At 68.2% G+C, this 24,109-nt stretch carries 22 protein-coding genes; 7 read left to right on the top strand and 15 right to left on the bottom strand.

Features of this window, described 5'->3' with window-relative positions:
- Window positions 1-644: 644 nt before the first annotated feature.
- Together ACFFNX_RS12655 and ACFFNX_RS12650 are read left to right on the top strand one after the other, a co-directional pair.
- Window positions 645-1,193, top strand: a complete 549-nt coding sequence (locus ACFFNX_RS12655) for an RNA polymerase sigma factor (RefSeq protein WP_378199892.1) — start codon at window positions 645-647, stop codon at window positions 1,191-1,193.
- Window positions 1,190-2,356: a CU044_5270 family protein gene (locus tag ACFFNX_RS12650; RefSeq protein ID WP_378199889.1), complete on the top strand. Its 1,167-nt coding sequence runs from the start codon at window positions 1,190-1,192 to the stop codon at window positions 2,354-2,356. Before ACFFNX_RS12655 ends, ACFFNX_RS12650 begins: the two co-directional genes overlap by 4 nt.
- Before the next feature lie 108 nt (window positions 2,357-2,464).
- Here the strand turns inward: ACFFNX_RS12650 and ACFFNX_RS12645 are convergent, their stop codons facing one another.
- From ACFFNX_RS12645 to ACFFNX_RS12635, 3 genes are all read right to left on the bottom strand, one after another.
- Window positions 2,465-3,028 carry an acyl-CoA dehydrogenase family protein gene (locus ACFFNX_RS12645; protein ID WP_378199887.1) on the bottom strand — a complete coding sequence of 188 codons (564 nt, stop codon included), beginning with the start codon at window positions 3,026-3,028 and terminating at the stop codon, window positions 2,465-2,467.
- Between the two features lie 163 nt (window positions 3,029-3,191).
- Window positions 3,192-4,052: an EamA family transporter gene (locus ACFFNX_RS12640; protein ID WP_378199884.1), complete on the bottom strand. Its 861-nt coding sequence runs from the start codon at window positions 4,050-4,052 to the stop codon at window positions 3,192-3,194.
- The gene (locus ACFFNX_RS12635; RefSeq protein WP_378199881.1) at window positions 4,052-4,936 is read right to left on the bottom strand and encodes a MurR/RpiR family transcriptional regulator; all 885 of its coding nucleotides are present in this window, start codon (window positions 4,934-4,936) and stop codon (window positions 4,052-4,054) included. The genes ACFFNX_RS12640 and ACFFNX_RS12635 overlap by 1 nt, the downstream gene beginning before the upstream one ends.
- A 24-nt stretch (window positions 4,937-4,960) precedes the next feature.
- Here ACFFNX_RS12635 and ACFFNX_RS12630 point away from each other — a divergent pair, with 24 nt between their 5' ends.
- Window positions 4,961-5,884 carry an oxidoreductase gene (locus ACFFNX_RS12630; RefSeq protein ID WP_378199878.1) on the top strand — a complete coding sequence of 308 codons (924 nt, stop codon included), beginning with the start codon at window positions 4,961-4,963 and terminating at the stop codon, window positions 5,882-5,884.
- Between the two features lie 51 nt (window positions 5,885-5,935).
- Here ACFFNX_RS12630 and ACFFNX_RS12625 read toward each other — a convergent pair whose 3' ends face one another.
- The 6 genes from ACFFNX_RS12625 to ACFFNX_RS12600 all read right to left on the bottom strand — a co-directional run bounded on the left by ACFFNX_RS12625 (window position 5,936) and on the right by ACFFNX_RS12600 (window position 13,734).
- Window positions 5,936-7,762 carry a glycoside hydrolase family 2 protein gene (locus ACFFNX_RS12625; RefSeq protein WP_378199875.1) on the bottom strand — a complete coding sequence of 609 codons (1,827 nt, stop codon included), beginning with the start codon at window positions 7,760-7,762 and terminating at the stop codon, window positions 5,936-5,938.
- 57 nt (window positions 7,763-7,819) lie between these two features.
- The gene (locus ACFFNX_RS12620) at window positions 7,820-8,689 is read right to left on the bottom strand and encodes a carbohydrate ABC transporter permease (protein WP_378199895.1); all 870 of its coding nucleotides are present in this window, start codon (window positions 8,687-8,689) and stop codon (window positions 7,820-7,822) included.
- Between the two features lie 22 nt (window positions 8,690-8,711).
- The gene (locus ACFFNX_RS12615) at window positions 8,712-9,653 is read right to left on the bottom strand and encodes a carbohydrate ABC transporter permease (RefSeq protein WP_378199872.1); all 942 of its coding nucleotides are present in this window, start codon (window positions 9,651-9,653) and stop codon (window positions 8,712-8,714) included.
- Between the two features lie 16 nt (window positions 9,654-9,669).
- Window positions 9,670-10,965, bottom strand: coding sequence for an ABC transporter substrate-binding protein (locus ACFFNX_RS12610; protein WP_378199869.1), 1,296 nt, complete (start codon window positions 10,963-10,965; stop codon window positions 9,670-9,672).
- 54 nt (window positions 10,966-11,019) lie between these two features.
- Complete coding sequence (locus ACFFNX_RS12605; RefSeq protein ID WP_378199866.1) at window positions 11,020-12,504, bottom strand: sulfatase-like hydrolase/transferase; 1,485 nt, start codon at window positions 12,502-12,504, stop codon at window positions 11,020-11,022.
- A 171-nt stretch (window positions 12,505-12,675) separates the two neighbouring features.
- Window positions 12,676-13,734 carry a LacI family DNA-binding transcriptional regulator gene (locus tag ACFFNX_RS12600; RefSeq protein ID WP_378199863.1) on the bottom strand — a complete coding sequence of 353 codons (1,059 nt, stop codon included), beginning with the start codon at window positions 13,732-13,734 and terminating at the stop codon, window positions 12,676-12,678.
- 486 nt (window positions 13,735-14,220) lie between these two features.
- Between ACFFNX_RS12600 and ACFFNX_RS12595 the strand changes: the two genes are divergently transcribed.
- Both ACFFNX_RS12595 and ACFFNX_RS12590 read left to right on the top strand, forming a co-directional pair.
- Window positions 14,221-14,640 (top strand): hypothetical protein, encoded by a 420-nt coding sequence (locus ACFFNX_RS12595; protein ID WP_378199860.1) that lies wholly within the window; start codon window positions 14,221-14,223, stop codon window positions 14,638-14,640.
- Window positions 14,637-15,626 carry a hypothetical protein gene (locus ACFFNX_RS12590; RefSeq protein WP_378199857.1) on the top strand — a complete coding sequence of 330 codons (990 nt, stop codon included), beginning with the start codon at window positions 14,637-14,639 and terminating at the stop codon, window positions 15,624-15,626. Before ACFFNX_RS12595 ends, ACFFNX_RS12590 begins: the two co-directional genes overlap by 4 nt.
- Before the next feature lie 228 nt (window positions 15,627-15,854).
- Here the strand turns inward: ACFFNX_RS12590 and ACFFNX_RS12585 are convergent, their stop codons facing one another.
- Window positions 15,855-18,101, bottom strand: a complete 2,247-nt coding sequence (locus ACFFNX_RS12585) for a GmrSD restriction endonuclease domain-containing protein (RefSeq protein ID WP_378199854.1) — start codon at window positions 18,099-18,101, stop codon at window positions 15,855-15,857.
- Between the two features lie 436 nt (window positions 18,102-18,537).
- Here ACFFNX_RS12585 and ACFFNX_RS12580 point away from each other — a divergent pair, with 436 nt between their 5' ends.
- Together ACFFNX_RS12580 and ACFFNX_RS12575 are read left to right on the top strand one after the other, a co-directional pair.
- A complete protein-coding gene (locus ACFFNX_RS12580) occupies window positions 18,538-18,696 on the top strand; it encodes a hypothetical protein (RefSeq protein ID WP_378199851.1) in 159 nt (52 codons plus the stop codon).
- A 13-nt stretch (window positions 18,697-18,709) separates the two neighbouring features.
- Window positions 18,710-19,615: an MBL fold metallo-hydrolase gene (locus ACFFNX_RS12575; protein WP_378199848.1), complete on the top strand. Its 906-nt coding sequence runs from the start codon at window positions 18,710-18,712 to the stop codon at window positions 19,613-19,615.
- On the opposite strand, the gene ACFFNX_RS12570 is transcribed toward ACFFNX_RS12575, so the two are convergent.
- The 5 genes from ACFFNX_RS12570 to ACFFNX_RS12550 form a co-directional block, all read right to left on the bottom strand.
- On the bottom strand, window positions 19,588-20,400 hold the full coding sequence (locus ACFFNX_RS12570; RefSeq protein WP_378199845.1) for an IclR family transcriptional regulator: 813 nt from the start codon (window positions 20,398-20,400) through the stop codon (window positions 19,588-19,590). The genes ACFFNX_RS12575 and ACFFNX_RS12570 overlap by 28 nt on opposite strands.
- 74 nt (window positions 20,401-20,474) lie before the next feature.
- On the bottom strand, window positions 20,475-21,065 hold the full coding sequence (locus tag ACFFNX_RS12565; RefSeq protein ID WP_378199841.1) for a non-oxidative hydroxyarylic acid decarboxylases subunit B: 591 nt from the start codon (window positions 21,063-21,065) through the stop codon (window positions 20,475-20,477).
- 71 nt (window positions 21,066-21,136) lie between these two features.
- On the bottom strand, window positions 21,137-22,405 hold the full coding sequence (locus ACFFNX_RS12560) for an MFS transporter (protein WP_378199838.1): 1,269 nt from the start codon (window positions 22,403-22,405) through the stop codon (window positions 21,137-21,139).
- A gap of 87 nt (window positions 22,406-22,492) precedes the next feature.
- Window positions 22,493-23,479, bottom strand: coding sequence for an ABC transporter substrate-binding protein (locus ACFFNX_RS12555; protein WP_378199835.1), 987 nt, complete (start codon window positions 23,477-23,479; stop codon window positions 22,493-22,495).
- A gap of 5 nt (window positions 23,480-23,484) precedes the next feature.
- Window positions 23,485-24,109, bottom strand: a 625-nt coding sequence (locus ACFFNX_RS12550; RefSeq protein ID WP_378199832.1) for an FAD binding domain-containing protein, incomplete at its 5' end; no start/stop codon positions are given.

Genomic DNA, 24,109 nt, shown 5'->3' with positions numbered 1-24,109 from the left:
CGCGGTCGCGGCCACCGCGCCTGCGGCCAGGCCCGCGATCAGCACGCGCGGCATCCGGCGCCGGGCGGTCGTCCCGGGGACGGCTCGCCCGGGGCGGCCATCGTTCGTCTCATCGGTGAGGTTTTTGCGGTCCACGCAGATCCTGCCTTCGGGGAGTAGATGACCTTTCACCCAGTACTCCCGCGACCGGCTCCGGCTTTACGGCCCCTCCGCAAATTGATCAGGGCCGGACGCCGGCGGTCTCTCGGACCACCCGCCGGCGGCACGCGGATCGGCTCCGGGATCAGCTTCGTCGAGCCGCCCCCCGGACCAGGGTCCGCGAGCACCTGTCCCGCAGAGATCATCAAGCGGTCTCTGCGGGACAGGGAGTACGCGGTCGAGGAGGCCACCGCCCGAGCCGGGCGGACGTTCGCGCAGCGAGGCATCCCCGGGTCGGGCCGAACCACGGTTTGCGCTGCTCCAGGTCGAAACAGCAGCCCGCCGGAAGGAGATGCAGACGAACGTCGAAGCCTGCCGCGTTGTCCGCTGACCGAACGCCCCCCAAGCGGGCTTCCTGGGAGGGGAAGGTGACAATCAGGGTGTAAACGGGGCCGCTCCGCAGGGAGTACTGAGCGAACGCCACCTACTCACCGAAGGCAGGGCGGATGGATGATCCCCAAAAACGCTTCACCGAACTCTATGACGAGAACTACCGGCGGGTGCTGGCGTACGCGCTGACCCATACCGAGGCGCATACGGCCGAAGACGTCGCCAGAGAAACGTTCCTCATCGCTTGGCGGCGTCTGGCCGACATACGCGATCCAGCGCTTCCGTGGTTGTTGGGCGTGGCCCGCAACCGGCTGTACAAGCAGCGGGACGGCGGATACCGGCGCCACGCGCTGGCCGACCGAATCGTCGCCATGACCACCAACGATGACCTGATCGCGTGGGACGTAGCCGAGCACGTCGTCGAGCGCGACAGCGCCCTAACCGCCGTGGCCGGGCTGTCCGAACGGGACCTTGAGGTGCTCACCCTCGTCACCTGGCACGACCTGACGCCGCGCGATGCCGCCAAGATCGTCGGCTGCTCCACCGGAGCGTTCTTCGTCCGCCTGCACCGGGCCCGGCGCCGGCTCGCAAAGGCACTGGACAATGCCCCCGCACGGCGTGTCCGTCCCTCCGTCACCAACGTCACCGAGCGGGCCACCGAATGAGCTCTGGAGTACACATGAACGAAAACTCCGACGGCGTCTTCCGGGCGCTGAGGCCCGAGGCCCTCGACGGCCTCGCCGCCGAAACGTACGCGCGTCGCCGCGAGCAGGACATCAGCCGCGCCCTTGCCGTCACATCCAGTACGACCATGTCCGGAGCCGTGCCCAGGACCGTACGGCGCCGGATGCCGCGGCTCCTGGCCGCCGGGCTGACGGCGGGGGCGGTGGCCGCCGCGGCGGCCGGCGTCATCGTCGCCACCAACAGCTCCGGCGGCCGTCACACGCACGCGCCCGCCACAGCGCAGCGGCTGGACGCGCGCACGGTACTGCTGGTCAGCGCCGAAAGCGCGGCCAAAGCCCCAGCGACGACCGGCGCCTTCTGGTACACCCGGGAACGCGAAACCCGGCTCATCGGCCCCATCAACGAGCGGACCGCTCGCAACAAGGCTGGGGCGAAGAAATCGGGGAAGATGAAGCCTCCGCCCGTGACCGCCTACATCAGCAGTACCCAGGACACGTGGAACGGCCGCGATCGCCGCGATCGTACGATCACGGGCATCGACCGGAAGATCACCTTCCCGAACCCGGCGGAGAAGGCCAGGTGGAAGGCGCTGGGCGCGCCGGAGCTGGAGCCGTGGTCGGCCAAGCAGCATGTGAGTGACTACGACTTCTCACACAGCAAGCTCACCAAGGTCCAGCAGGACAAGGCGGTCGACGCGCTGACCAAGCTGCCGAACGATCCCGATGCCCTCGAAAGGGTGCTGCAAGGATGGTTCAAGGACGAGAATCAGGCGTCCGCCGCGCACGACGGTGTGCCGATGAGCGGAGACTTCGCCCTGTACGCTTTCGGTACCGCCCAGGACCTACTGGCCGGGCCGATCACGCCCGCCACGAAGAGTGCGCTCTTCCGGGTGCTCGCCAAGCAGCCGGGCATCACCTACCTCGGTACCGGCACCGACCGGCTCGGCCGCAAGGGCGCGGTGCTGGCCATGAGCGGCGGAACAACTGCCGAGAAAACCACTTCCAGCGGATCGGAGATCCGCCTGATCATCGACTCGAAAACCGGCCAGCTCCTCGAGCAGGAGTCGGGCGACCGGAAGTCCCCGTCACTCGTCATGACCTATCAGACGATGGGCTGGGTAGATCATCTCGGCGACCGCCCCTGACCTGATCACGCCGCTGACGCGTCCGGGACCGCATGGAATGGTCCCGGACGCTTTCGCATGCATCGGGCGTCCAGTAATTCCGTCGTCCTCCCCGCGCTGGGCGCTGCGCTAGCGGATCCACAGCGACGGGTCGTACTCGTCGGTGTAGCCGATCGCGCCGTGCACCTGCAGAGCGGCGCGGGCGGCGGCGTACGAGGCGGCCGACGCCGCGACCTTGGCGGCGGACACGTCGCGGGCGAACTCCGGGGTCAGGTACGCGAGCGCCGCGCCGAACAGGAGCGGCCGGGCGAACGCCGGCTCGACCAGGACGTCCTCGTCGAGGTTGACCGGCGGCACGACGTACGGGCCGATCGGGGCGGGGGTGAGGTCCACGAGCCGCTTCCCGTACGGTGCCAGGCGCGCCGCGTTCGCGACATGGGCCTTGGCGGAGGTCGCGTCGAAGATGATTCTGATGTCCGCGAAGTCGTCCATCGCGACCCGCCCGTCCACTCCGTCGGCGGTTGTCGGCACCTCGACCCGGGCGGCACGGGCGAGCCCGTCGGACTCGGGGTCGATCCCGGCCATCGCGGCCAGTTCGAGGGATCCGGAGAGCCGCATCACCTTGATCATCAGGTCGGTGCCGATGTTGCCCGACGCGATGATCGCCACCTTGGTCCCGCCGGTCGAGCTCATCTCGGCTCCTTCCGCGAGGTCGTGATCAGTGCCCGCACCGCCCCGAGCGTGGACATGGCTGCCAGCACAGCCTGACCTGACGGAGGAAGGACGCGTACCCGGAGTTCCACTCATCGGGACCGCGAGCCGTCCGCGTCCGTGGCCGGTGAGCCGCGGATCGACGTCAGAGGCTGATCGCCGCGATGCCGGCGAGGACGATCGCGGCGCCGATGATGCGGCGCGCGAGGTGGGCCTCGTGAAAGAGCCGCCAGACGAGGAGGGATCCGATGACGATGGAGGATTCGCGCAGGGGCGCGACGAGTGCGACGGGCGCGGTCCGCATGGCGGTGAGGACGAGGATGTAGGCCAGGGGGGAGAACACCGCGACGGTGAGGATCGGTGCCGCGTTCGTCCGGATCGCGGTCTGGAGCTCACCCCGTCGGCGAAGGGCGCGTGGGGTCAGGATCAGGCTTTGGAGCAGGAACGTGCCGGTGAAGTAGGTCACGGGGGCCAGGTGCAGGGATGTGACCGAGGAGCTGTCCCAGAGGGTGTACGAGGCGATCGTGGCACCGGTCGCGGCGCCCCAGAGCACACCGTGAACAGGGTGGCGTTGTCCGCTGCGAAAAGGGTTACCGGCGACGACGACGATGCCGGCGACGACAACGACGGCGCCGAGGACCGCGATCGCGGTGGGTCGTTCGCCGAGCAGGAGGATCGCGAACAGCATCGTCAGAACGGGCCCGGTCCCACGAGCGACGGGGTAGACCACGCCGAGGTCGAAGCGGTCGTAACCGGTCTGCAGCGTCAAGGAGTACACCACGTGCAACGCCGCCGAGACGGCCGAACCGGCCGCGAGCTGCCAGCTGACAGGCTGCGCTCCGGTGATCACGGGTGCGATGCCGAGCGGGAGGCACAACAGCGCCGCCGCGCAGGTGTAGGCCCAGACGAACAGGACGGTGTCGCCTCGTTTGTACTTCGACACCGTGTTCCAGACCGCATGCGCGGCCGCGGCGACGAGGACGATGGCGATGGTGCCGGGCCGCATCAGGAGATGTTCGGGAGGTCGATGCCGGCGTGCTCGGCTCGGCGGCGCCGGTCGGGGTCCCGGATGGCGAGGGCGGCTGCCAGCGCGTCGATGACGACAAGGTGGGCGAGCCGGCTTCCCGCGGCGGCCATCTGCGCCGGCAACGGTGCGCCGCCGACGACGAGGGCGATGTCGGCGAGGGTCGCGAGCGGCGTGTCGTGCTGATTGGTGATCGCGATCAGCGTCGCGCCGGCCGAGCAGGCGGCGTCGGCGACACTGAGGGTCGATGAGGTGCGTCCGGTCGAGCTGATGGCGATGACGACATCGTCGGGGCCGAGGAGCCGCATCGCGATCATCGCCGACTCGTGGTCCGGGATGCCCGAGGCCCTCGCGCCGAGTGCGCGGAGGCGGAACACGGCGTCCGCGGCGACCGCCGCGGACGTGCCTGCCCCGACGGCGACCACCTGACCTGCTCTTTGCACCGTACCGACCGCTTCGTCGAGGGCGGCGAGGTCCAGGGCGCCGCCGAGCGCGGTCATCGCGTCATTGCCCGTTCGTATGGACGTCTCGAGCACTGCGGCCGTCGAGGCGTTGTCGGCGAGTGCCTCGGAGGGCGCGAAGAACTCGGTGGTCCCACGGGCGCGAGCGATCTCGAGCTTGAGTTCGGTGAAGCCGTTGAACCCGATCGCTCGCGCGGCGCGGACCACGCTCGGGGCGGATACGCCGGCGCGCGCGGCGACCTGTGCGGTGGTGCTCGTGCCGACGAACAACGGATCCGAGAGCAGGAGCTTCACGACCTTCGCCTCGCTCGCGGCGAGATTGCCGCTGCGAGCCTGGATGATTCCGAGCCACCTCGTGAGCGGGTCATCGCCGTGAGAAACAGGGTTACCTCCATCGTCGTCCATGTGTAACAGGGTAACCTAGCCGCCATGGCCCAGATCGACCGTGCAGAAGAGCCGACGACATCCGAGAATCCGACCGCCGCGGTCGTGGGGCCGGGGGCGATCGGCACCACCGTCGCGGCGGCGCTGCATGAGGCCGGCCGCACCCCGATGCTGTGCGGCCGTACGGCTCGCGAGCGCCTGGAACTGCAGGATGCCGAGGGACTCGTCGTCGTGCCGGGTCCGGTGCGGACCGATCCGGCGCGGATCGAAGAGACGGTCGACCTCGTCTTCCTCGCCGTCAAGTCGACCCAGATCGACGCGGCGGCGCCGTGGTTGGCGGCGTTGTGTCACACGGGCACCGTCGTCTGCGTCCTGCAGAACGGCGTCGAGCAGGAGTCGACCGTCGCGCCCTACGTCCCGGGCTGCCCGGTACTGCCCTCGGTCGTGTGGTTCCCGGCCCAGGTCCAGCCCGGCGGTTCGGTGTGGCTGCGCGGCGAAGCCCGGCTGACCTTGCCGGACGTACCGGCGGCCCGCGTGGTGCTCGAGGCGCTGCGCGGCACGCGATGCTCGGTCGACCTGGCCGTGGACTTCACGTCCGTGGCGTGGCGCAAGCTGCTTCAGAACGCGGCCGCCGGGCTGATGGTCCTCAGCGGACGCCGGTGCGGCATGTTCGGCCGCGCCGACATCGTCCGGCTGTCCCTGGACTACCTGCGGGAGTGCCTGGACGTCGCCCGGGCCGAAGGCGCGGTCCTGGGCGACGAGGTGCCGCAGGAGATCATCGACAGTTTCCAGGCCTACCCGGCCGACATGGGAACCTCCATCCTCGCCGACCGCGAAGCCGACCGGCCGCTCGAATGGAGCATCCGCAACGGTGTCGTACTGCGACGTGGCCGGGCCCATGGCCTTCCGACGCCCATCAGCGACGTGGTGGTGCCGCTCCTGGCGGCCGCGAGCGACGGACCCGGCTGATCCCCACAGCGGTGCCCGGGGACGCGGCCGTACGGGCCCCGTCGCCGCATGTCATGCCGGGTCGGCCTTCTCGTACGCCGCGATCGTCCGCTGAACGTCGCGGATCCGGTCGATGGGAAACTTCTCCGAGCGGTCGAACCGGTAGATGCCGTTCTGCTCCTGGAACACGTCGGTGAGTTGCGTGTAGCAGTAGCCGAACATCGACGGGTCGTCGAGCAGCACCCTGGTCAGGCCGGCGAAGCGTTCGAAGAACTCTTCCTCCGAATCCACCCGCCGGCCGTAGCCCCACGACTCCGCCCGGTCCGTGCCGTCCGACGCGCGCGCCAGGTCGGGGTTCCACCAGATGCCTCCGTACTCACTGACCATGTACGGCTGCCCGGCGTAGGGCAGCGACATCGCCTCGTCGTCCGGCGTCAGGTTCGTGAAGGGTTTTCCGTCGGCCAGGCCGGACTGCCCGGCGGCGAACTTCGCGGGGTCCTGTTCGTAGCAGTGGCTGTCCCAGATGTCGGTCTCCACGACCCGGTGGCTGTAGCCGGAGGCGTCGATCACCGGTCGGCTCGGATCGGCGTTCTTGGCGGCCTTGAACATTCCCTTGGTGACGTCGTCCAGCACGGTTGTGCGGTCGTGCAGCGTCTGATGTGTCTCGTTCAGCGGGCACCAGCCGATGATCGACGGGTGGTTGTGGTCCCGTTCCAGCACTTCGATCCACTCGGCGACGTAGGACGGGGTCGGCTGCTGGTTGTCTCCCCGCGGTCCTTGGCCGCCCGCGCCCCAGTCGGGGAACTCCCCCCAGACGAGGTACCCCATCCGATCCGCGTGGTACAGGAATCGTTCCTCGAAGACCTTCTGGTGCAGGCGGGCGCCGTTGAAGCCGGCGTTGCGGGCGAGTTCGATGTCGCGCACCAGGGCCTCGTCGCTGGGCGCGGTCATGATGCCATCGGGCCAGTACCCCTGATCGAGAACGAGACGCTGGAACACGCGTTCACCGTTGATCAGTACGGCCTGTCCCTCGACGGACACCGATCGCAGGCCCGCGTAGCCGTGGACCTCGTCGATGACCCCGTCGGTGGAGTCGATGAGCCGGAACCGCAGGGAGTACAGGTGCGGGTCGGCCGGAGTCCACAGCCGCCGGCGCCCGGCCGGGACGTCGAGGACGAGGCGGGGGCACAGGTCGTATCCGAGGGGAATGCTCTCCCGGCTCACGACGCCCGAGGCATCGCCGAGTTCGACCTGGACGGTGATGCCGCGCTTCGGGCCGGAGACAGGTGCCTCGACGTGGAAACGGGAGCCGGTGACGTCCGGTGTGATGCGAGGCCGCCGCAGGTGGGTGGCGGGCACGGCCTCGAGCCACACCGATTGCCAGATGCCCGTGGTTCGTGTGTAAAAACAGTGCGTATTGGCGTACCAGGTCGCCTGTTTCCCGCGTGGTTGGACGGAGTCGCGCGAGTCCCTGGCCCGCACCACGACCGTCGCTCGCGTCTTCCCGCCCAGAGCCGCGGTGATGTCCAGGCCGAAAGGGGTGAAGCCGCCGCGATGACGGCCGACCTCGACGCCGTTCACCCAGACGGTGGCGTCGTAGTCCACCGCCTGGAAGTTCATGAGGACCCGGCCGCTGAGCCATTCATCGGGGACGGTGAACTCGCGTCGGTACCAGACCGCCGCCATGAAGTCGACGTGCCCGATGCCCGAGAGGGACGACTCGGGGGCGAACGGCACGATGATCCGGCTGCTCAGTTCCGCGTCGCGAAGCCCGCGCTCGAACCCGGAGTCCGACTTGTCCGGCTCGAACTGCCACTCGCCGTTGAGGCAGAGCCACTGATCTCTGCGCCACTGCGGGCGAGGGTGCTCGTTTCGCGGGACCGCCAGGTCATGCGTCATTCGCAACTCACTTTCGTGGACTGAATGGGTCGAAGGCCCGCGGACGTGGCCCCGCGGTCACTTGATGCCGGTCGTGGAGATCCCGCGGGTCAGGAACCGCTGGCCGAAGAGGAACGCCGCGAACACCGGCAGCAGCGCCACGACCGACATCGCGAAGAGCGGCCCCCATGAGGTGTCGCCGTTGGCGTCGACGAACGATCGCAGCGCCACCGGCACGGAGTAGACGTTCGGCGCCGTGAGGTAGATCAGCTGGCTGAAGAAGTCGTTCCACGTCCAGACGAACGTGAAGATCGCGGTGGTCGCCAGGGCGGGCTTCATGAGCGGCAGGATCACCCGCGTGAAAGTGCGGAAGTAGCCGCAGCCGTCAAGCCGCGCGGCATCGTCGAGCTCCCGGGGTATACCGCGGATGAACTGGACCATCAAGAAGACGAAGAACGCGTCCGTTGCCAGGAACTTCGGCACGATCATGGGCAGGAACGTGTTCAGCCAGCCCATCTTCGAGAACAGGATGTACTGGGGAACGATCACGACGTGCATGGGAAGCATGATCGTGATCAGCATGATCGCGAACAGGGTCCGCTTGAACCGGAACCGCAGCCGGGCGAACGCGTACGCGGCCATGGAACAGGAGAGCAGGTTCCCCGCGATGGCGCCCGCGGCGATGATCGCCGAGTTGATGAGATACAGGCCGAACGGAAACTTCAGCCCGTTCCACCCGTCCGCATAGTTGCCGGTCTTGAAGTGCGTGACCCAGATCCCGGAGAGGCGGAAGATGTCGTCGTTCGAGCGGAAGGAGCTCGCCAGCATCCACAACAGCGGATAGAGCATGACGATCGCCAGGGCGATGAGTGCGCAATGCCGGCCGAGACCGCGTACCGTTTTCGGCCGTCTCGCGCCGGAGAGCGGCGTTCCGCGGCGCCGTGACACGGTGCGCGCCGCGCGCGTGCTGCTAATTGTCATAGAACACCCAGAACCTTGCGGCGTAGAAGTTCAGTGCGGTGAGGGCCGCGACGATCAAAAGGAGCAGCCAGGCCATCGCGGCCGCGTAGCCCATCTGGAAGTTGTTGAATCCCACTTGGTAGAGGTAGAGCGTGTAGAACATCGTTGAGTCGGACGGGCCTCCGGTGCCGCTCGACACGACGAAGGCCTGCGTGAACGCTTGGAATGCGTGGATGATCTGCAGGACCAGGTTGAAGAAGATGATCGGGCTGAGCAGCGGAAGCGTGATGCTCCTGAACCGGCGCCACTTCGTGGCGCCGTCGACCTTGGCCGCCTCGTAGTAGATCGCCGGGATCTGCCGCAGCCCCGCCAAGAAGATCACCATTGGCGCGCCGAACGTCCACACGTTGAGCACGATGAGCGTGCCCAGCGCGGTCGACGGGTCGGAGACCCACGCCGGCGCGTTCGCGATGCCGATCTGGCTCAGCACCTGGTTCACGAGACCGTGGTCACCGAAGATCTGTCGCCACAGGACGGCCACGGCCACCGATCCGCCGAGAAGGGACGGAAGGTAGTAGACCGAACGGTAGAGCGGCAGCCCGCGCAGGCCCCTGTCGAGCAGCATCGCCAGGGCCAGGGCGACGATGAGCTGGATCGGGACCGAGACCAGCACGTACTCGAACGTCACGCGCAGCGAGTTGTGCAGCCGCGGATCGGAGATCATGCGGCTGATGTTGTGCATGCCGGTCCAGTGCGGAGCCTGGATCAGGTTGTAGTCGGTGAAGGCGATGTAGAGCGAGACCAGCATCGGGCCGGCCGTGATGCCCACCAAGCCGATGATCCACGGGAGGAGGAGAAGGTAGGCGGCCCGCTCCTCCTTCGCCGCCGCCGAGGATCTGCCGCGCCGCACCGTCTGTCTGCCGAGCGTGCGTAGTTCGTCGATCGCCGTCAAGACAGCACTCCCGGTGTCAGGTGTCGAGGATCTGCTTGGACTGGCCGTAGAAGCTCGCCGCGCCCTTGCTCGGCGTCGACCTGCCGAAGCCGATGTCCTGGGAGATCTTCTTGAACAGGGTCGACAGCTGGCTGTAGCCCTTGGGCCAGGGCGGAGGCGGCGCGGCCGCCTTGTCCCCGAGACCTTGCACGTAGGCCACTGCCTTGCCCGCCGGGGACTTCGGTTCGAGCGAGAGGAGATCCACGGCGTGCTTCGAGGGCGGCACGCCCAGCACGACGCCGATCGTCTTGATCGCGAAGTCGTCGTTGACCAGGTAGTCGATCAGTTCGGCCGCGGCGTCCGGACTCGTCGACGTCGAGGCGATGGACCACATGTCCTGACTGTCGACATAGAGCCCCGGCTTGCCGTTCGGCAGGTTCGGAATCGTCATGATGTCCAGCTCCTGCTTCATCAGGGCCTGCAGGAACTGGATCTGCTGAACCCATCCGAAGTCGACGGCGGCCTTGCCCGTGACGATGGGGTCGGTCTCGAAGCCGGTGACGGCCGCGGTCACCGAGGCCGTCGGCGTGCCCTTGGCGGCGCGAAGATCCGCCCAGTAGGCCCACCACTGCTCGACCAGATCCTGTCCGGCCGCGAGCGCCCTGCCGTCGGTGGTGAAGAGGCTCTTTCCGTGCTGGCGCGCGTACGGTTCGAACAGCTCGAGGTGGCCGCTGTGGTCCGATGTGCCGGCGACCTTCCCGTTGCCACTCTGGCCCACCGCCTTCGCCCATGACGCGAGGCCGTCCCAGGTCCAGTCCTCGCTGGGGACCTTCGCGCCGACGGACTCGATCAGCTCACGATTGACGAAGACCGCATTGGCGATCGAACTCTGTCCCACTCCGTACCGCTTGCCGTCCACGACACCGCTGCCCGCGACTCCTTTCTCCATCGTGCTGATGTCGATCGTCTTGCCGATGTACCCGGTCATGTCGCGGAGGGCACCCCGGCCCGCGTAGTCGGTGAAGTACGTCATCGACATCCGCATCACGTCGGGGGAGTTGCGGGCGGCGGTCTCCGTCGACAGCTTGGGCCAATAGTCGTCGAACGCCGCGTGCTCGCCGTTGACCTTCTGCCCGGAATGCGTCGCCTGATAGTGCGCGAGCACCTTCTCCAAGGCCGTGTGGACGGGGTCCCCGCCATACCATGCGGCGCGCAACGATCCGGAGCCACCGGCCTTTGCGCCGCCCCAGCTGCCGCACGCACCGAGTGCCATGGTGCTCAGCCCCATCGCGCCGATGCCGAGGAAACGCCGTCGGCTGACTACGTCGGACATCTCTCCTCCGAGAGTCGTATCGCCATTCGAAAAATTGCCGAACGATGCCGGGACTCAGCGCCCAGGCGTAGCCATGGGCGAGGCCTCGATGCCCACCCAGTTCCGATCCGCGTTCTTGGGTGCGTACGCGCCTTCGGGAAGGTCGTCCTGCAGGCGCAGCATCCATTGCAGCAACAGCCAGATCATCTGGTCCCGGACGGCTGACAGGGACCGGTCGTCGAAGAGGTTCCTCGTCTCGTCGGGGTCGACGCTCAGGTCGAAGAGTTCGCCCTGGCCGGTGCTGTGGACCAGCAGTTTGTAGTCGCGGAAGCGGAGCATCTTCGTGCGTCCGCTCTGGGTGACGGCGTTCAGCTCGTCGAAGGACGGGCCCTCATACGGGAAGTGCAGGGGCGGCCGCTCATCGACTCCGTAGGTCAGGCCGCCATAGCCACGCTCGGCGTAGAGGCTGTCGAACTCGCCGGTGCCGGCGTCGGCCCCCGCGAGCAGCGGCGCCAGACTTCTTCCCTGTACGCCCGGCGGCAACGTCTCACCTGCGAGTTCGCACAGCGTGGGGAACACGTCGACGATCGACACGAGCTCCTGCCTGACCTGCTCGACGACCGTCGCGGAACCGGAGAAGAACATCGGTATGCGCATGAGGCACTCGGGCATGCCCGCGCCCTTGCGTTGCAGCCCGTACTCTCCGGCGTAGTCGCCGTGGTCGCTCAGGAAAACGTAGATCGTCTCTCCGGGAAGTTCGGCGTCGACGCCTTCCACGAGCCGCTTCACCTGGTCGTCGATCAGGCGAAGCATGCCGCAGTAATTCGCGCGGTAACGCCGCCACTCGGCTTCGTAGCCAGGCCGCTTCTCTTCGATGAGAGCCTGGAGCCACTGCCAGTGGCCGCCTCGGGCCCGCGCCACCTCGGCTCCGGTCGCCGGGGCGGGAACCTCCGATTCGTCGAACAGGCCGAAGTACGGTTCCGGGACCTGGTACGGGTTGTGCGGCTCGGGGAGGGAGACCCAGAGGAACACCGGCTTGTCGCCGGCCCGCGAGTCCACCTGCTCCAGTGCGTCGGTGACGATCCGGTGCGGCAGTTGACGCTCGAGCGGGAAGGGCGTGGGTTCGTGCGCCACCCCGTGGTCGAGCCGTTCGAGCCATTCGTCGAAAGCGGCATCATCGGCGCGTTCGTGCGGGCCGCCCGTGTGGAAGTAGGGCCCGGCGTACGCGTCGAAGTCCGTCGGTTCTGGGTGCATGTGCGGCTTGCCCGAGAACAGCAACTGGTAACCGGCGGTACGAAGCACATCGAGCAGATCACGTGAATAGTAGGCATGGGCGGCGTTGCTGTTCTGGGTGACTCGGTGCGCCACGGGAAAGCGACCGGTCAAGAGGCTCTCGCGGGCCGGTACGCAGGCTGGATAGCTGGTGTACGCGCGCGGAAAGTAGGTGCCCTTCGACGCCATGCCATCGAGGAACGGCGTTGTGTCGAGGGGAAAGCCCGCGATCTTTGAGAAGTCGGCACGATGCTGGTCGGTCATGATCACGACGATGTTCGGCTTCACTGTCGCCTCCTGGCCCCAGCACGCTTACCCGGCCCCGTGGTTATGCTCACGGCCCTGCATCGATGCAAGCTTGCCATCGGTCTGCATCGATGCAAGTTACGAATTGGTAACGCTGGCGAATTCGTGCCGTTCACCGGCCGTGCGTGACGCCGGTCGGCGGGGGCGCGCTCTCTAGGGGTGCGAGCGCCGGTTCGTGCCGGCCTGGCGCCGCGAACCGCCGCCGGCCGTACTCTCCCGGATCGCCAGGCGAAACGGCGCCCGGATCTCCAGCGGCGCGGCGTCGTCGTCCGACTTGGAGATCCTCGTCAGGATCTGCTCGATCGCCCGGCGTGCGATCGTCTGCTTGTCCGGTGCGATGGTGGTGAGGGTCGGAGTGCTGAACCGCCCGTCCTCGATGTCGTCGAAGCCGACGATGGCCACATCCTCCGGGACCCGAAGGCCCTCCGCGAGCACCGCCCGCAACGCGCCGAGTGCGAGCAGGTCGTTGAAGCAGAAGACCGCGTCGGGCCGGTCCGGGCGGGCGAGAAGTCGCCGCATCGCCTCCGCTCCGTCCGTGCGGTGAAACCGGGCCGCCGTCATCAGCAGGGAGCGGTCCACGGGGATGCCCGCACGCCGGTGTGCCCGGCGGAACCCTTTCAGCCGGAGCTTCGCGGTGTCATAACCCGACGGCTGGACGCCGATCGCCGCGATGCGGCTCCGGCCGATGTCGATCAGATGGGTGGTCGCCTCGTCCGCCGCGGCGACGTTGTCGATCGCCACGTGGTCGGCGAGCGAGTCGAAGCTCTTCTCGCCGAGCAGCAGGATCGGGGCGCCGGGCGGTCGCTCGCTCAGGTCCGCGCCGGACAACGCCAGCGGGCTGAGGATCACGCCGTCGAAGTTCATGGGACGGGCGTTCTGGAGGATCAACTCCCGCTCCAGATTCTTGTCCCCGTCGGTGTGGTCGATCATCACCAGGTATCCGCGTTCCCGCCCCTCCGCGATGATCAACCGGGCCAGCTCGGCGAAGTACGGAACGTCGAGTTCGGGCACGACCAGCGCGATTACGTGGGAGCGGCCCTGCTTGAGGCTGCGGGCGAGCAGATTGGGCCGGTACCCCAGCCGGTCGATCGCCGCCTGCACCCGGGCCCGGGTCTCGTCGGCCACGTAGGGGTAGTCGCTCACCACGTTCGACACCGTGCGGATCGACACCCCGGCTTCCGCTGCGACATCGCGAAGTGTAGGGCCAGCCATGGCTCGATCTCCCATTGTTACGGTCGGCGCGACGCGCTATTGCATCGTTGCTAATCCTATGCCATGGCCTCTGCTCACCTCGGCTTTGCCGTCGGTCCAAGACCCTGCGCACCGGCCGTCGGACGAGTCCCCGAAGCCGGTCGGACGAGCATGTGGCCAGGGCGAACAGCGCGTGTCCCGTGCGGGCGCACAGTACGTCCTGGCGCTGTTGTGCGCTGTTTTTTCGCGGTCTGCCCGAATATTGGAGATGAACGCGTCACCGCTCGTCGCGTGTCGTCTTTTCCCGATCATGATCGAGACTTTACGGCACGTCTTCCGCTGGCAATTAAAGTGATCGTCTGCAGGCCATGCTCACCGAGCAGGGCGCATGACATCAGCGGAGAAAATATGCATCGTTTTGGACTGCTAGCAGGTGGTGTGGTCGCCGTAACGGCGCTATTCAGCCCGCAGGCGGCGAACGCACAGGATACGACGACGACATTCACCGTGACCGCGGGAGCCTTGACCGTCACCGTACCGGCCACCGCGGACCTCGGCAGCGGCACGCCGTCCACCACGATCAGCGGCTCGCTCGGAAACGTCACCGTCAGCGACCTGCGCGGAGCGAACCCCGCTCCCTGGACCGCGTCGGTCACCTCGACCGACTTCACCGCGACCGGAGTGACGGCGATCCCGGCCAGTGCCGTGACGTACACGCCCGGCACAGCCACGACGGTCGGCGACGGAACGTTCACCGCCGGGACCGCCGGCGCCCTCGGCACGACGCCGCTCACCGCCTACACGCACACGGGCGGTACGGGAAGCAACAGCGCCACCTGGGATCCCACGCTCGCCGTCGCGGTGCCCGCCACCGCGACCGCCACCACCTACAGCGGCACCGTGACCCACTCGGTGACCGGCACGTGACCCGACTCCTCGGCCTGATGCCGCTGACCGCGCTGCTCGCCGGCGCGGTCAGCGCCGTGTCCTCCCCGGCGGCCGGCGACACCGGCTCACCGGGCCGGTTCGGCATCCGGCTCGTCGACGCGCCCGTCGCCCGACGGCACGATCCCCGCGCGCGTACCGGCATCGTCGACCACCTCGCGCCCGGGACGACGATCCGGCGCCGGGTCGAGGTCGTCAACATGTCGCGAACTCCGCAGAACATTCAGTTGTACGCCGCGGCGGCGGCGATCACCAATCACAAGTTCACCGTCTCGCCCGACCGTACGCCGAATGAACTATCGAGATGGATATCGCCCGGCGAGTCTGCGGTGACCATTCCACCGTGGGAGCATAGGACGACACGAATAACGATCAATGTGCCGCCGACCGCGTCGAAGGGGGAAAGGTACGCGGTGATCTGGGCGTCCGACACCGCCCCGCCTGATTCCCGGCACAACATCGGCGCCACGAACCGCGTCGGGATCCCCGTCTATCTGGACGTCGGCCCGGGCGGAGAGCCCCCCTCGGACATGAGAATCGAAAGGCTGACGCCTGCCCGCGCCAAGGACGGCCGGCCCGAGATCGTCGCCCAGTTGCACAACACCGGCGGCCGAGCCCTGACGATAAGCGGAACATTGTGGCTGTCGGACGGCCCGGGCGGACTCCGCGCCGGACCCTACGCCGCCGAGCGCGGAGTCGCGTTGGCACCCGGCGAATCCGCACCCGTGGCCGTCATCCTGGACCGCCGGTTGCCCAAGGGACCGTGGAAAGCGCGTCTGACCCTGCAGAGCGGCATGCTCACGCGGACCGTGTCGGCGCCGGTGACCTTCCCGGACTCGGGCATCGGCCGCGCGATCCTGCTCGCCTCGGCGACCCGCGCCTACGCCATTCCCGCCGCAGCCGGCCTGCTCTTCGCCGGCGCGACGACCTTCCTGGTCTACCGCCGACGCCGCCGGTCCCGCCGCTGACTCGCGAGCCCGGACCAAGATCCACGTTCGGGCCGGTCCACCGCCGATCGCAGGAGGCGGTGTCTCGAGTGGCCATTGGCGCCATGTCCGCGATCTACGGGAGAACGGGACGCGGCGGGTGAGGGCAGCACGATCAAGCGCGTCACGTCGTCGTAACGTGAGATGGCTCGGCTGGCAAGAACGGGCCGAGATGACCGCCGCTCCGCAGGCGGCCTTTCAGCTTCCCGTTTATTTGGGACCTCTGGTGGGCCGGCGTCCGGGAAACTTTCCGTCGGCAATCGCGCGTTCTTTGAGCGCGCGTAGGCTGACACGGTCACCCGATGGTTCGATGACGTGCCAGACGGCCATGCCGGAGCAGTTGTTCACGCCCTTGACGACGGCGCCGGCGTCGTCGACCTTGTCGAAGGGGGTTCCGCCGGTGGCGCGCAGGACGATGCCGCCATCCGCGTCGATCTCGGCCCAGTGGTCGGTGCCTCGATGGGTCATGACGATAGAGGTGCCTGGTGTGATGATGCCCGCGCCGAGCATTCTCGCGACATCGGTCTTCCGTCGGCGCGGCGGTGGCGTGCGTGTAGTGGAGGAGGCCGCGGAGTCGAGGGATCGCGGGTCCCAGATGAGAGCGCAAAGGGTGAGCATCAACCGCTGGCGGGTTTCCAGGATGGTCATCATCCGAGCGTTCGCCGCAAAGCGGTGCATCAGCTTCTGAAGGTGATACCGCTTAATGAAAGATTGGAGTTCCGGTTTCCGCTCGTAGTAGCCGGGTGAGAGGACCGCGAGCATGACGTTCTGGCCGGAGTAGTGAGATAGCTTGTCGGCAAGCGGCAGGTCGTTGAGGCTGGAGTTGGTCCGTTTAGGGAGGAGCCCCAGTGCGCCGAGTTGATTTCGGCGAGTCCTGAAGACGACGGCATCGGGAATCTCGGATGCGACGCGGCCATGGTGTGTAGCCCACAGATGCTCGATATCGTGATCGTCGCTGCTCAGCAGCTTCGCGGTGTCGTAGGGGCGCCCGACTCCGCTTTCGACGAACGCCGTGACGCGAGCGAGTATGTAGCGGACCTGGTGGGCGTTGTTGGGGCGTAGCCCAAAGGTCGAGGACTCAGGCAGGACGAATGGGTCGCTGGTCATCAGCTTACCGAGGCTGTCAGTGAGGTCCTGAAGGGTCTGAGTGCCGCGCAGCAGGGGAATGAGCTGGCCGTGGACCAGCTCGCCTATCTCGCGGGCGTTGACGGGCCGGTCGCGGAGGATCTGCAGGGCGTACCACCGGTCGATGAAGTCGCAGACGGCCTGCCCTTTCGCGGCGGCCTCGGAGTGAGTATCGGCGGCCTGGATCGCCGCGAGGACCGCCGTCAGTTGCTCGCCTAAGCCATTGCGCTCGTTGAAGTAGACCGATTCATAGCCGTCTTTTATTGTGTTCCTGGCGGCAAGGAACGGCCTTGCTCGAGCGGCAACGGCGAGCAGGCTTTCTACGAACTCGAAATAATCGTATTCCTTGCGAAGACCGAGGCGCTCGTGGTTCTTCCTCGCCCAGACATTCAGGTTGGCGTCGATCTGCGGGGTGTCAGCACGATCGGCGTAGCGTGCGAGGAGGAACGATCTGATGAATCGACTGGCCGTGTCGGTGTCGGAACGTTCAATGGTCAACTCGGCGAGCATCTCCCGCCAGCGGCGATTCAGCTGGTCTGCATCCTCTCCGACATGCGACAGCAGATAGCTTTTGAGCAGATCCACCGGCGTCAATCGGGCGCCCCGGTCGTTCATCGTCTCGAACATGCGGTAGCCGTGATCGGCGTCGACGGCCCGGATTCCGGCCAGCGTCACATGCTCGAGCAGCCATGGCACGAAGTCGTCGTACTGGTCGCTTTCGAAGAGTTCGTGGAGATGCTCGGCGATCTGGCGGCTCCGCTGAACGACGTTGCGTACCGACAGTGAGTCTCTCGGCGTCTGCTCCCAGTCGCGGCCGTCGGCGAGGGCACGGAGCGCCGGTGCGAACTCGGGAATACCGATGGTCAGCGTCTTGCCGCGGCCCAGGACGACCCGTTCCAGATCTGGCAGAATGCGCCGCAAGCCCACGTCCTTGGCGATGTTGCGGAGCTGGATGAACAGCAACTGCAACGTGACGAACCGCTGTTGCCCGTCGACAAGGAAACGCCGCTTCCGGCGGGTTCGAGGATCATCATCCTCGTAGTACACGAACGGGCCGAGGAAGTAGGCCGACGACGCGGAGGGACGACGAAACCGCTGCCGGTCGGCTTCGTAGTCGTTGAAGGCCGTCTGCAGGTCGGCGATCAGAGTGCGGATTTCGTCTTCGCCCCAGGTGTACTCGCGCTGGTAGTAATCGATCTCGTAGGAGACATTGTCGAAAAGCCGATCAAGACTGAAGACGTCCGCGCTGATGCCGTCGCCCCGCATGTCACCGTCCCTGATCCAGCGAGAGTTTCCATTTAACCGCGAACGCGAGAAATTCTCGATGGCCATCCATGCTCCCCATCAGCCCAGGCAAGACGGCCGTCTTGAGGATCAGGAACAGGCCCGGTGCCGTAGGGCCACTCCTGCGTCACGCGCGCATGCGGACCAGGGGACGACAGCCGCCATTCCGGGCCGCGCGTCGGCCTCCTGCGCGCGCCGACGTACGTGGGCGGGGCTATGGGCGTGGGCCAGGGGCGTCCCTGACCCTGATCGATGCCCTCGCCCGCTTCCGGTCGAGTTGACCGGTGGTCCCGATCAATGGGACGTCCGTATTGTGCGGGGCCTTCGTTTGCAGCATCTTTCGTGTCGCGTGCCGGTTCGCGACGTGTCGCCTGACAAGCATCGAGGTATTGACCGTGTCACAACGACCAGGACATCCCGGCCGTGAGCCCACAGCGCCCGACATCGACGCGTCGCCGGACGAGCCGGGCCGCGAGACGCCGAGATGACCGCGGGCGTCGCCGAGGAGGCCGGCGGGCCGACGGCCGCCTGGCTCCGGAACGCGGGGTCCGCGGCCCGCGCCGTCCTGTACACGGCGACCGGCACCAACGTGCGGTTCCCGACCATCACCGCGACGACGATGCCGTTCATCGGCCCCGGCTGAAGGAACCGAGACGATGCAGACCCTGACACTCGGACCGATCACGATCGACCGGATCGTGGAGCTCGAACGCTGGCCGTTCGCGCCCGCCGAAATGTTCCCCGACATCACCGACGAGCAGGTCACCGCCGCTCTGCGGTCGCTGGGGGAGGAGCACGTCGACCCGCGTGGTCGGCGGATCGTGCTGGGCATCCAGACGTATCTCGTCCGCGCGCCGGGGCTGACAGTGCTGCTGGACACCGGAAACGGCAACGACAAGCACCGGCCGGCTCTGCGTGCGCACCACATGTTCCACACCGCCTACCTCGACCGCCTCCGCGCCCGCGGCGTGCGTCCGGACGACATCGACGTCGTCGTGTCCACGCATCTGCATCCGGATCACTGCGGCTGGAACACCCGGCTGTCCGGCGACACGTGGGTGCCGACGTTCCCCAACGCGCGCTACCTGTTCGCCCGCGACGAGTTCGCGCCGCTGGAGGCGAGCTTCGAGTCCCGGCCGGAGGACCCGCTCGCCGCCGATCTGGCCCGGACGTTCGAGGACAGCGTGCTCCCGGTGGTGAAGGCCGGGCAGGCCGCCGTCGTCGACACGCCGCACACCATCCTGTCCGCCGGCGACGTGCGGATCACGATGCGGAGCGCGCCGGGCCATACGCGCGGTCATGTCGTCGTCGAGATCGAGGCGGGCGGCCGGTACGCGGTGGCCGCCGGCGATGTGATCCACCATCCTCTGCAGTTCGCCGACCTGGACCTGGCGCAGGGCGGTGACCACGACCGGGCGCGGGCCGCCGCCACGCGCCGCGAGCTGTGCGAGTGGTGCGTGGACCACGACGCCGTCGTCCTGACCGCTCATTTCGCCGGACCCGGCGTCGGGCGGATCGTCCGGGCCGGCGACGGCTACCGGTTCGCCTGGCCGGAGTCCTGACACGTTGCTCCGCGATCGGAGGACACCGGCTCGCGGGCGAGCTGCCGGGACACGGTCAGCGCCGCCGTCCGTACGGCGGCCTCGACCCGGCTCAGGCTGATCCGCCCGGCGAGCCCGGACATCGAAAGGGCCCCGGCGACCCTGCCGTCCGGACCGATGATCGGTGCGGCGACACCGGCCACGTTGGGGAAGGACTCCCGTCTGTCGTAGGCGACACCGCGCTCACGTACACGCCGCAGCTCCGCACCGAGCGCGGCGGCGTCGACGATCGTGTGCTCGGTCAGCCGCCGCAGGCTCGCCGCGGTGACGGCCCGTACCTGATCGGGGTCGGAGAAGGCGAGGATCGCCTTGCCCGAGCAACTCGCGTGCGCGGGCCATCTGCCGCCGGTGCGCTGCGGCAGGCGCGGAGCGTCCCGTCCCCGGAACAGATCGACGTAGATGACCTCTCCAGCGTCGAGGACGGCCAGGCCGACGTTGTGACGGGTCGCCTCGTGCAGCGCCGCCAGGTGAGGATGGGCGGCACGGTGCAGGCGGCTCTGCCGCGGCGTCATCTGCCCGAGCTCGAACAGCAGCAGCCCGAGCCGGTACGAGGAGCCCACCTGCTCCAGCAGCTCGACACGTACCAGCTCATGGAGCATGCGGTGAACCGTGGACTTGGGCAGCCCGGTCCGCCGCACCAACGCCGCCCCGCTCAGCGTGCCATCGCTCGAACGGAACTCCTTGAGCAACAACGCGGCGCGGCCAAGGGCGGAGATCTCCCCCTCGTTCCGATGAATGGGACTCACTCGTCGATGGTCCCCGCTCCGGACAAGAGGATCAAAATATTCGCTGAGCCCCCAACTCCCGCACGTGCGCCGGCTCAGCGCTCGAGCGGCATGCCGTTCGAGCGGGCCGGGGGGCCCGTCCAGCGGCGGGCCTCGGGCGACTTCAGGCCGAACTGGTCCAGTACCCGGAAGACGATGTGGCCGACGATCTCGTCCACGCTCTCGGGGCGGTGGTAGAAGGCGGGCATCGGAGGCACGATCGAGGTGCCCATGCGCGACAGGGCGAGCATGTTGTCCAGGTGGATCTCGCTGAGCGGCGTCTCCCGCGGCACGAGGACCAGCCGGCGGCGCTCCTTGATGGTGACGTCCGCGGCACGGGCGATGAGGCCCTCCCCGTACCCGGTCCGGATCGCGGCCAGCGTCTTCATGCTGCACGGGACCACCACCATCCCGTCGGTGGGGAAGGACCCGCTGGAGATCGCTGCCGTCTGGTCCTTGGGGCCGTACGTTCGGGTCGCGAGCTCGCGGACGTCCCGGACCGAGTAGTCGGTCTCCATCTCGATCGTGGCCTGGGCCCACTGGCTCAGCACCAGATGGGTCTCCACGTGCTGTACCCGCAGCGCCTCCAGCAGACGGATGCCGATCACCGCCCCGGTAGCGCCGGTCATGCCGACCACCAGCCTCATCGGTGCCTCCGTCGCCTCGCGGAAAATGGTCTGTGACCGTCTGTGTCTGTGGCCGTCTGTGCAGGTTCGGGCTATGCGGGCAGCGGTTCGCCGCGGGTCTCGGGCAGGAAGAACACCGCGACGATGCCGATCAGGTAGATCGGGGTGAAGAGGGCCGCGGCGCGGCCGAACCCGCCCACGGAGGAGGCCAGCGTGCCGGTCAGCACGGCACCGATCATGGCGAGGTACCGCGCGCCGCTGAAGATCGCGCTGATCGCGCGGGCCCGGACCGCGGTGGGGAACAGCTCCGGTGTGTGGACGGTGTACCAGCTGTACACCCCACCGGTCAGGAAGCCCGCGACCAACTGCAGCCAGGTCGCCGCCGCGGCCCCGTGCACGCCGAGGAAGACGACGGGCACGATGATCAGGCACCCGACGAAGTACAGCTGGATGGTGGGCTTGCGGCCCCAGGCCTCGGACAGGAAGCCGAGGGCGACGCAGCCGATGATCTCGCCGATGTTGTAGAGCGCGGCGGCCCAGCCGGTGTAGAACGTCGTACGGCGCGGGTCGGTGACCATACCCCCGACGAACGTGGGCAGGTACGAGCTGACCGCCCACCAGCCGCCGGTGATCGCGATCGACACGAGCATCGCGGCGGCGAAGTTACGGCGGGACGGGCCGCGCAGGAGGTCCAGGACACCCATGCCGGAGCGCTTGGCGGCGACCCAGCGATCGGACTCCGGGATGTGGCGCCGGGTCAGCGCGACCACGCCGAGCGGGATGATCCCGAACAGGTACATCCACCGCCACGACAACCCGTACGTGGACCCGACCAGGACCCACAGTCCGGAGACCAGCAGGCCGCCCACCGAGAAGCCGCTCTGCAGGAGTCCGGCGCCCTTGGTGCGCCACCGCTGTGGCCACACCTCCTGGAGGAGGGATGTGCCCACGCCCCATTCCGCGCCGATGCCGACACCCGTGAAGAACCGGGTGATGCCGAACAGCCACCAGGTGCCGGTCAGCGCGCTCAGCCCGGTGAAGACGCTGTACAGCACGACGGAGTAGACCATGGTGCGCCTGCGGCCCAGCCGGTCGCCGAGGATCCCGCCGAGAATGCCGCCGGTGGCCCAGCCCGCCAGGGTGATGGCGATCAGGTAGCCGAGGTAGGTGGGCAGGCGTGGCAGGGCGCTCGCGGGCAGCAGTTCGTGCAGTGTCGGCTTGCCGGTGACCAGGAGAATGAACGTGTCATAGCCGTCGGCCAGCCAGAACATCATGGTCAGCGCCAGCACGCCCCAGGCGCGTGGGGACAGTCGCCCTGGTGGGGCGGAGGCCGGCCGGCCGGGAGCGGCGGAGGGGGTCATGCTCGGTCCTTCGGTTGGGGATCTCGGCTCCGGTGGATGTGGCGACGGTGACGCGAGGTACGGGGCGACATGGACGGCGGAGCGCGGTCAGACGCGGCTCTCGACGAGCGTGCTGGGCGCGAACAGGTCGGTGACGTCGATCCGCTGCCCGGTGAGCCCCTGCTCGAGGAGGTAGTCGGCGAAGACCTCGAGTGCGGTGCGGTTGGGCGTCAGGCCGTACGGCCAGGGATCGGCGCCGAAGATCTCCCGCTGGCGTTCGAGCGCGTCCAGCAGGAACGGCATGGTGTAGCGCAGCGCCGGGGCGTCCGCCAGACCCGCCAGCGCCACGGTCTTGGCCTCCGTGAACGCCTTGTACAGGCTGCGCACCACCCAGGGGTGCGCCTGGGCGACGTCGGCGCGGACCACGACCATGTGCATGATCGGGAAGATGCCGGTTCGCCGGTAGTACTCGGCCTCCCGTTCAGCATAGTCGGGGAACAGCCGGCGTACCCCACCGCCCTCGCGGCGGAAGACCGACGGCACGCGCGGGGCCATCAGGGCGTCGATCTCCCCATCCAGCAGGGCCTGCGACAGCGTCCCCGGCACCGGGTCGATCCGCACCCGATCGGGCAGCGTCAGCGCCTGCCGCTCGACGCGGCCCGGCTGCTCGAGCCCGCCGGTGCGCCAGGTGATGCTCGCGAGGTCGACGCCGAAGTCATGGGCGAGCAGCCCACGGGTCCACACCGCGGCGGTCATCTGGTACTCCGGGACGCCGATGCGCAGCCCCGCCAGGTCGGCCGGCCCGGTGAGCGGCGAATCCCGGCGGACGTACAGGCTGGAGTGCCGGAAACTGCGCGACAGGAAGACCGGGAGCCCGACGAACCGCGTGTCACCGGCCGCCTTCGCCACGGCATAGCTGGCCAGCGACATCTCGGCGACGTCGAACTCGGCGTGATTGATCATCCGCCAGAACAGCTCTTCGGGCTCCAGCGCGATCACGTTGAGGTCGATGCCCTCCGGCCGGACGCGGCCGTCGACCAGAGGCCACACCCGGTCGTAGCGGCCGCAGGCGAGCGTGAGGTCCAGACGTGACATGGCGTTCAGTTCTCCCTCACCGAAGTGGTCATTGGCCGGTCCCAGCGGGACAGTGCCGCCTCGATGCAGCGGCCGGTGACGACCTCCACCATCGAGGCGCGGTAACGGGCGCTCGCGCGGGTGTCGTCGATCGGCCTGGCCGCCGATCGGCAGAGGTCCGCCGCCGCGGCGACCGCCGTGCGCAGGCCCGGATCATCGGCGATCTCCACGCCGACGAGTGCCTCCTCGGCGGCCGGCACCCGTATCGGCACCGGCGCCACCGCGCCGAGGGCGATCCGGGCGCCGGCGATCGCCCTGTCGTCGTAGACCAGCCGCACCGAGGCGCTGACGATGGCGATGTCGACCGAACGCCGCAGCTCGAGTCGCCGATACGCCGAACTCTCCGTCGCCGCGCTCTTCGGGATCCTCAGCTCCACCAGCAGTTCTCCGGCCGCCAGGCAGGTGGCGCGCGGCCCCCGCCAGAACTCGCCGAGCGGCACCTCCCGGCGTCCGCCGGGTCCGGCGACGGCCGCGACCGTGTCGTGCACCAGGAGCGGCGTCGCCGTCTCCGCGGCGGGCGAGGCGTGGCACAGGTTGCCGCCGACCGTTGCCACCTGCTGCATCTGGCGTCCGCCGAGCAGCGCCGCCGCC

Source organism: Actinoallomurus acaciae (genome assembly GCF_042429965.1).
GTDB classification, from domain to species: domain Bacteria; phylum Actinomycetota; class Actinomycetes; order Streptosporangiales; family Streptosporangiaceae; genus Actinoallomurus; species Actinoallomurus acaciae.
This window is presented reverse-complemented; position numbering and strand designations above follow the sequence as displayed.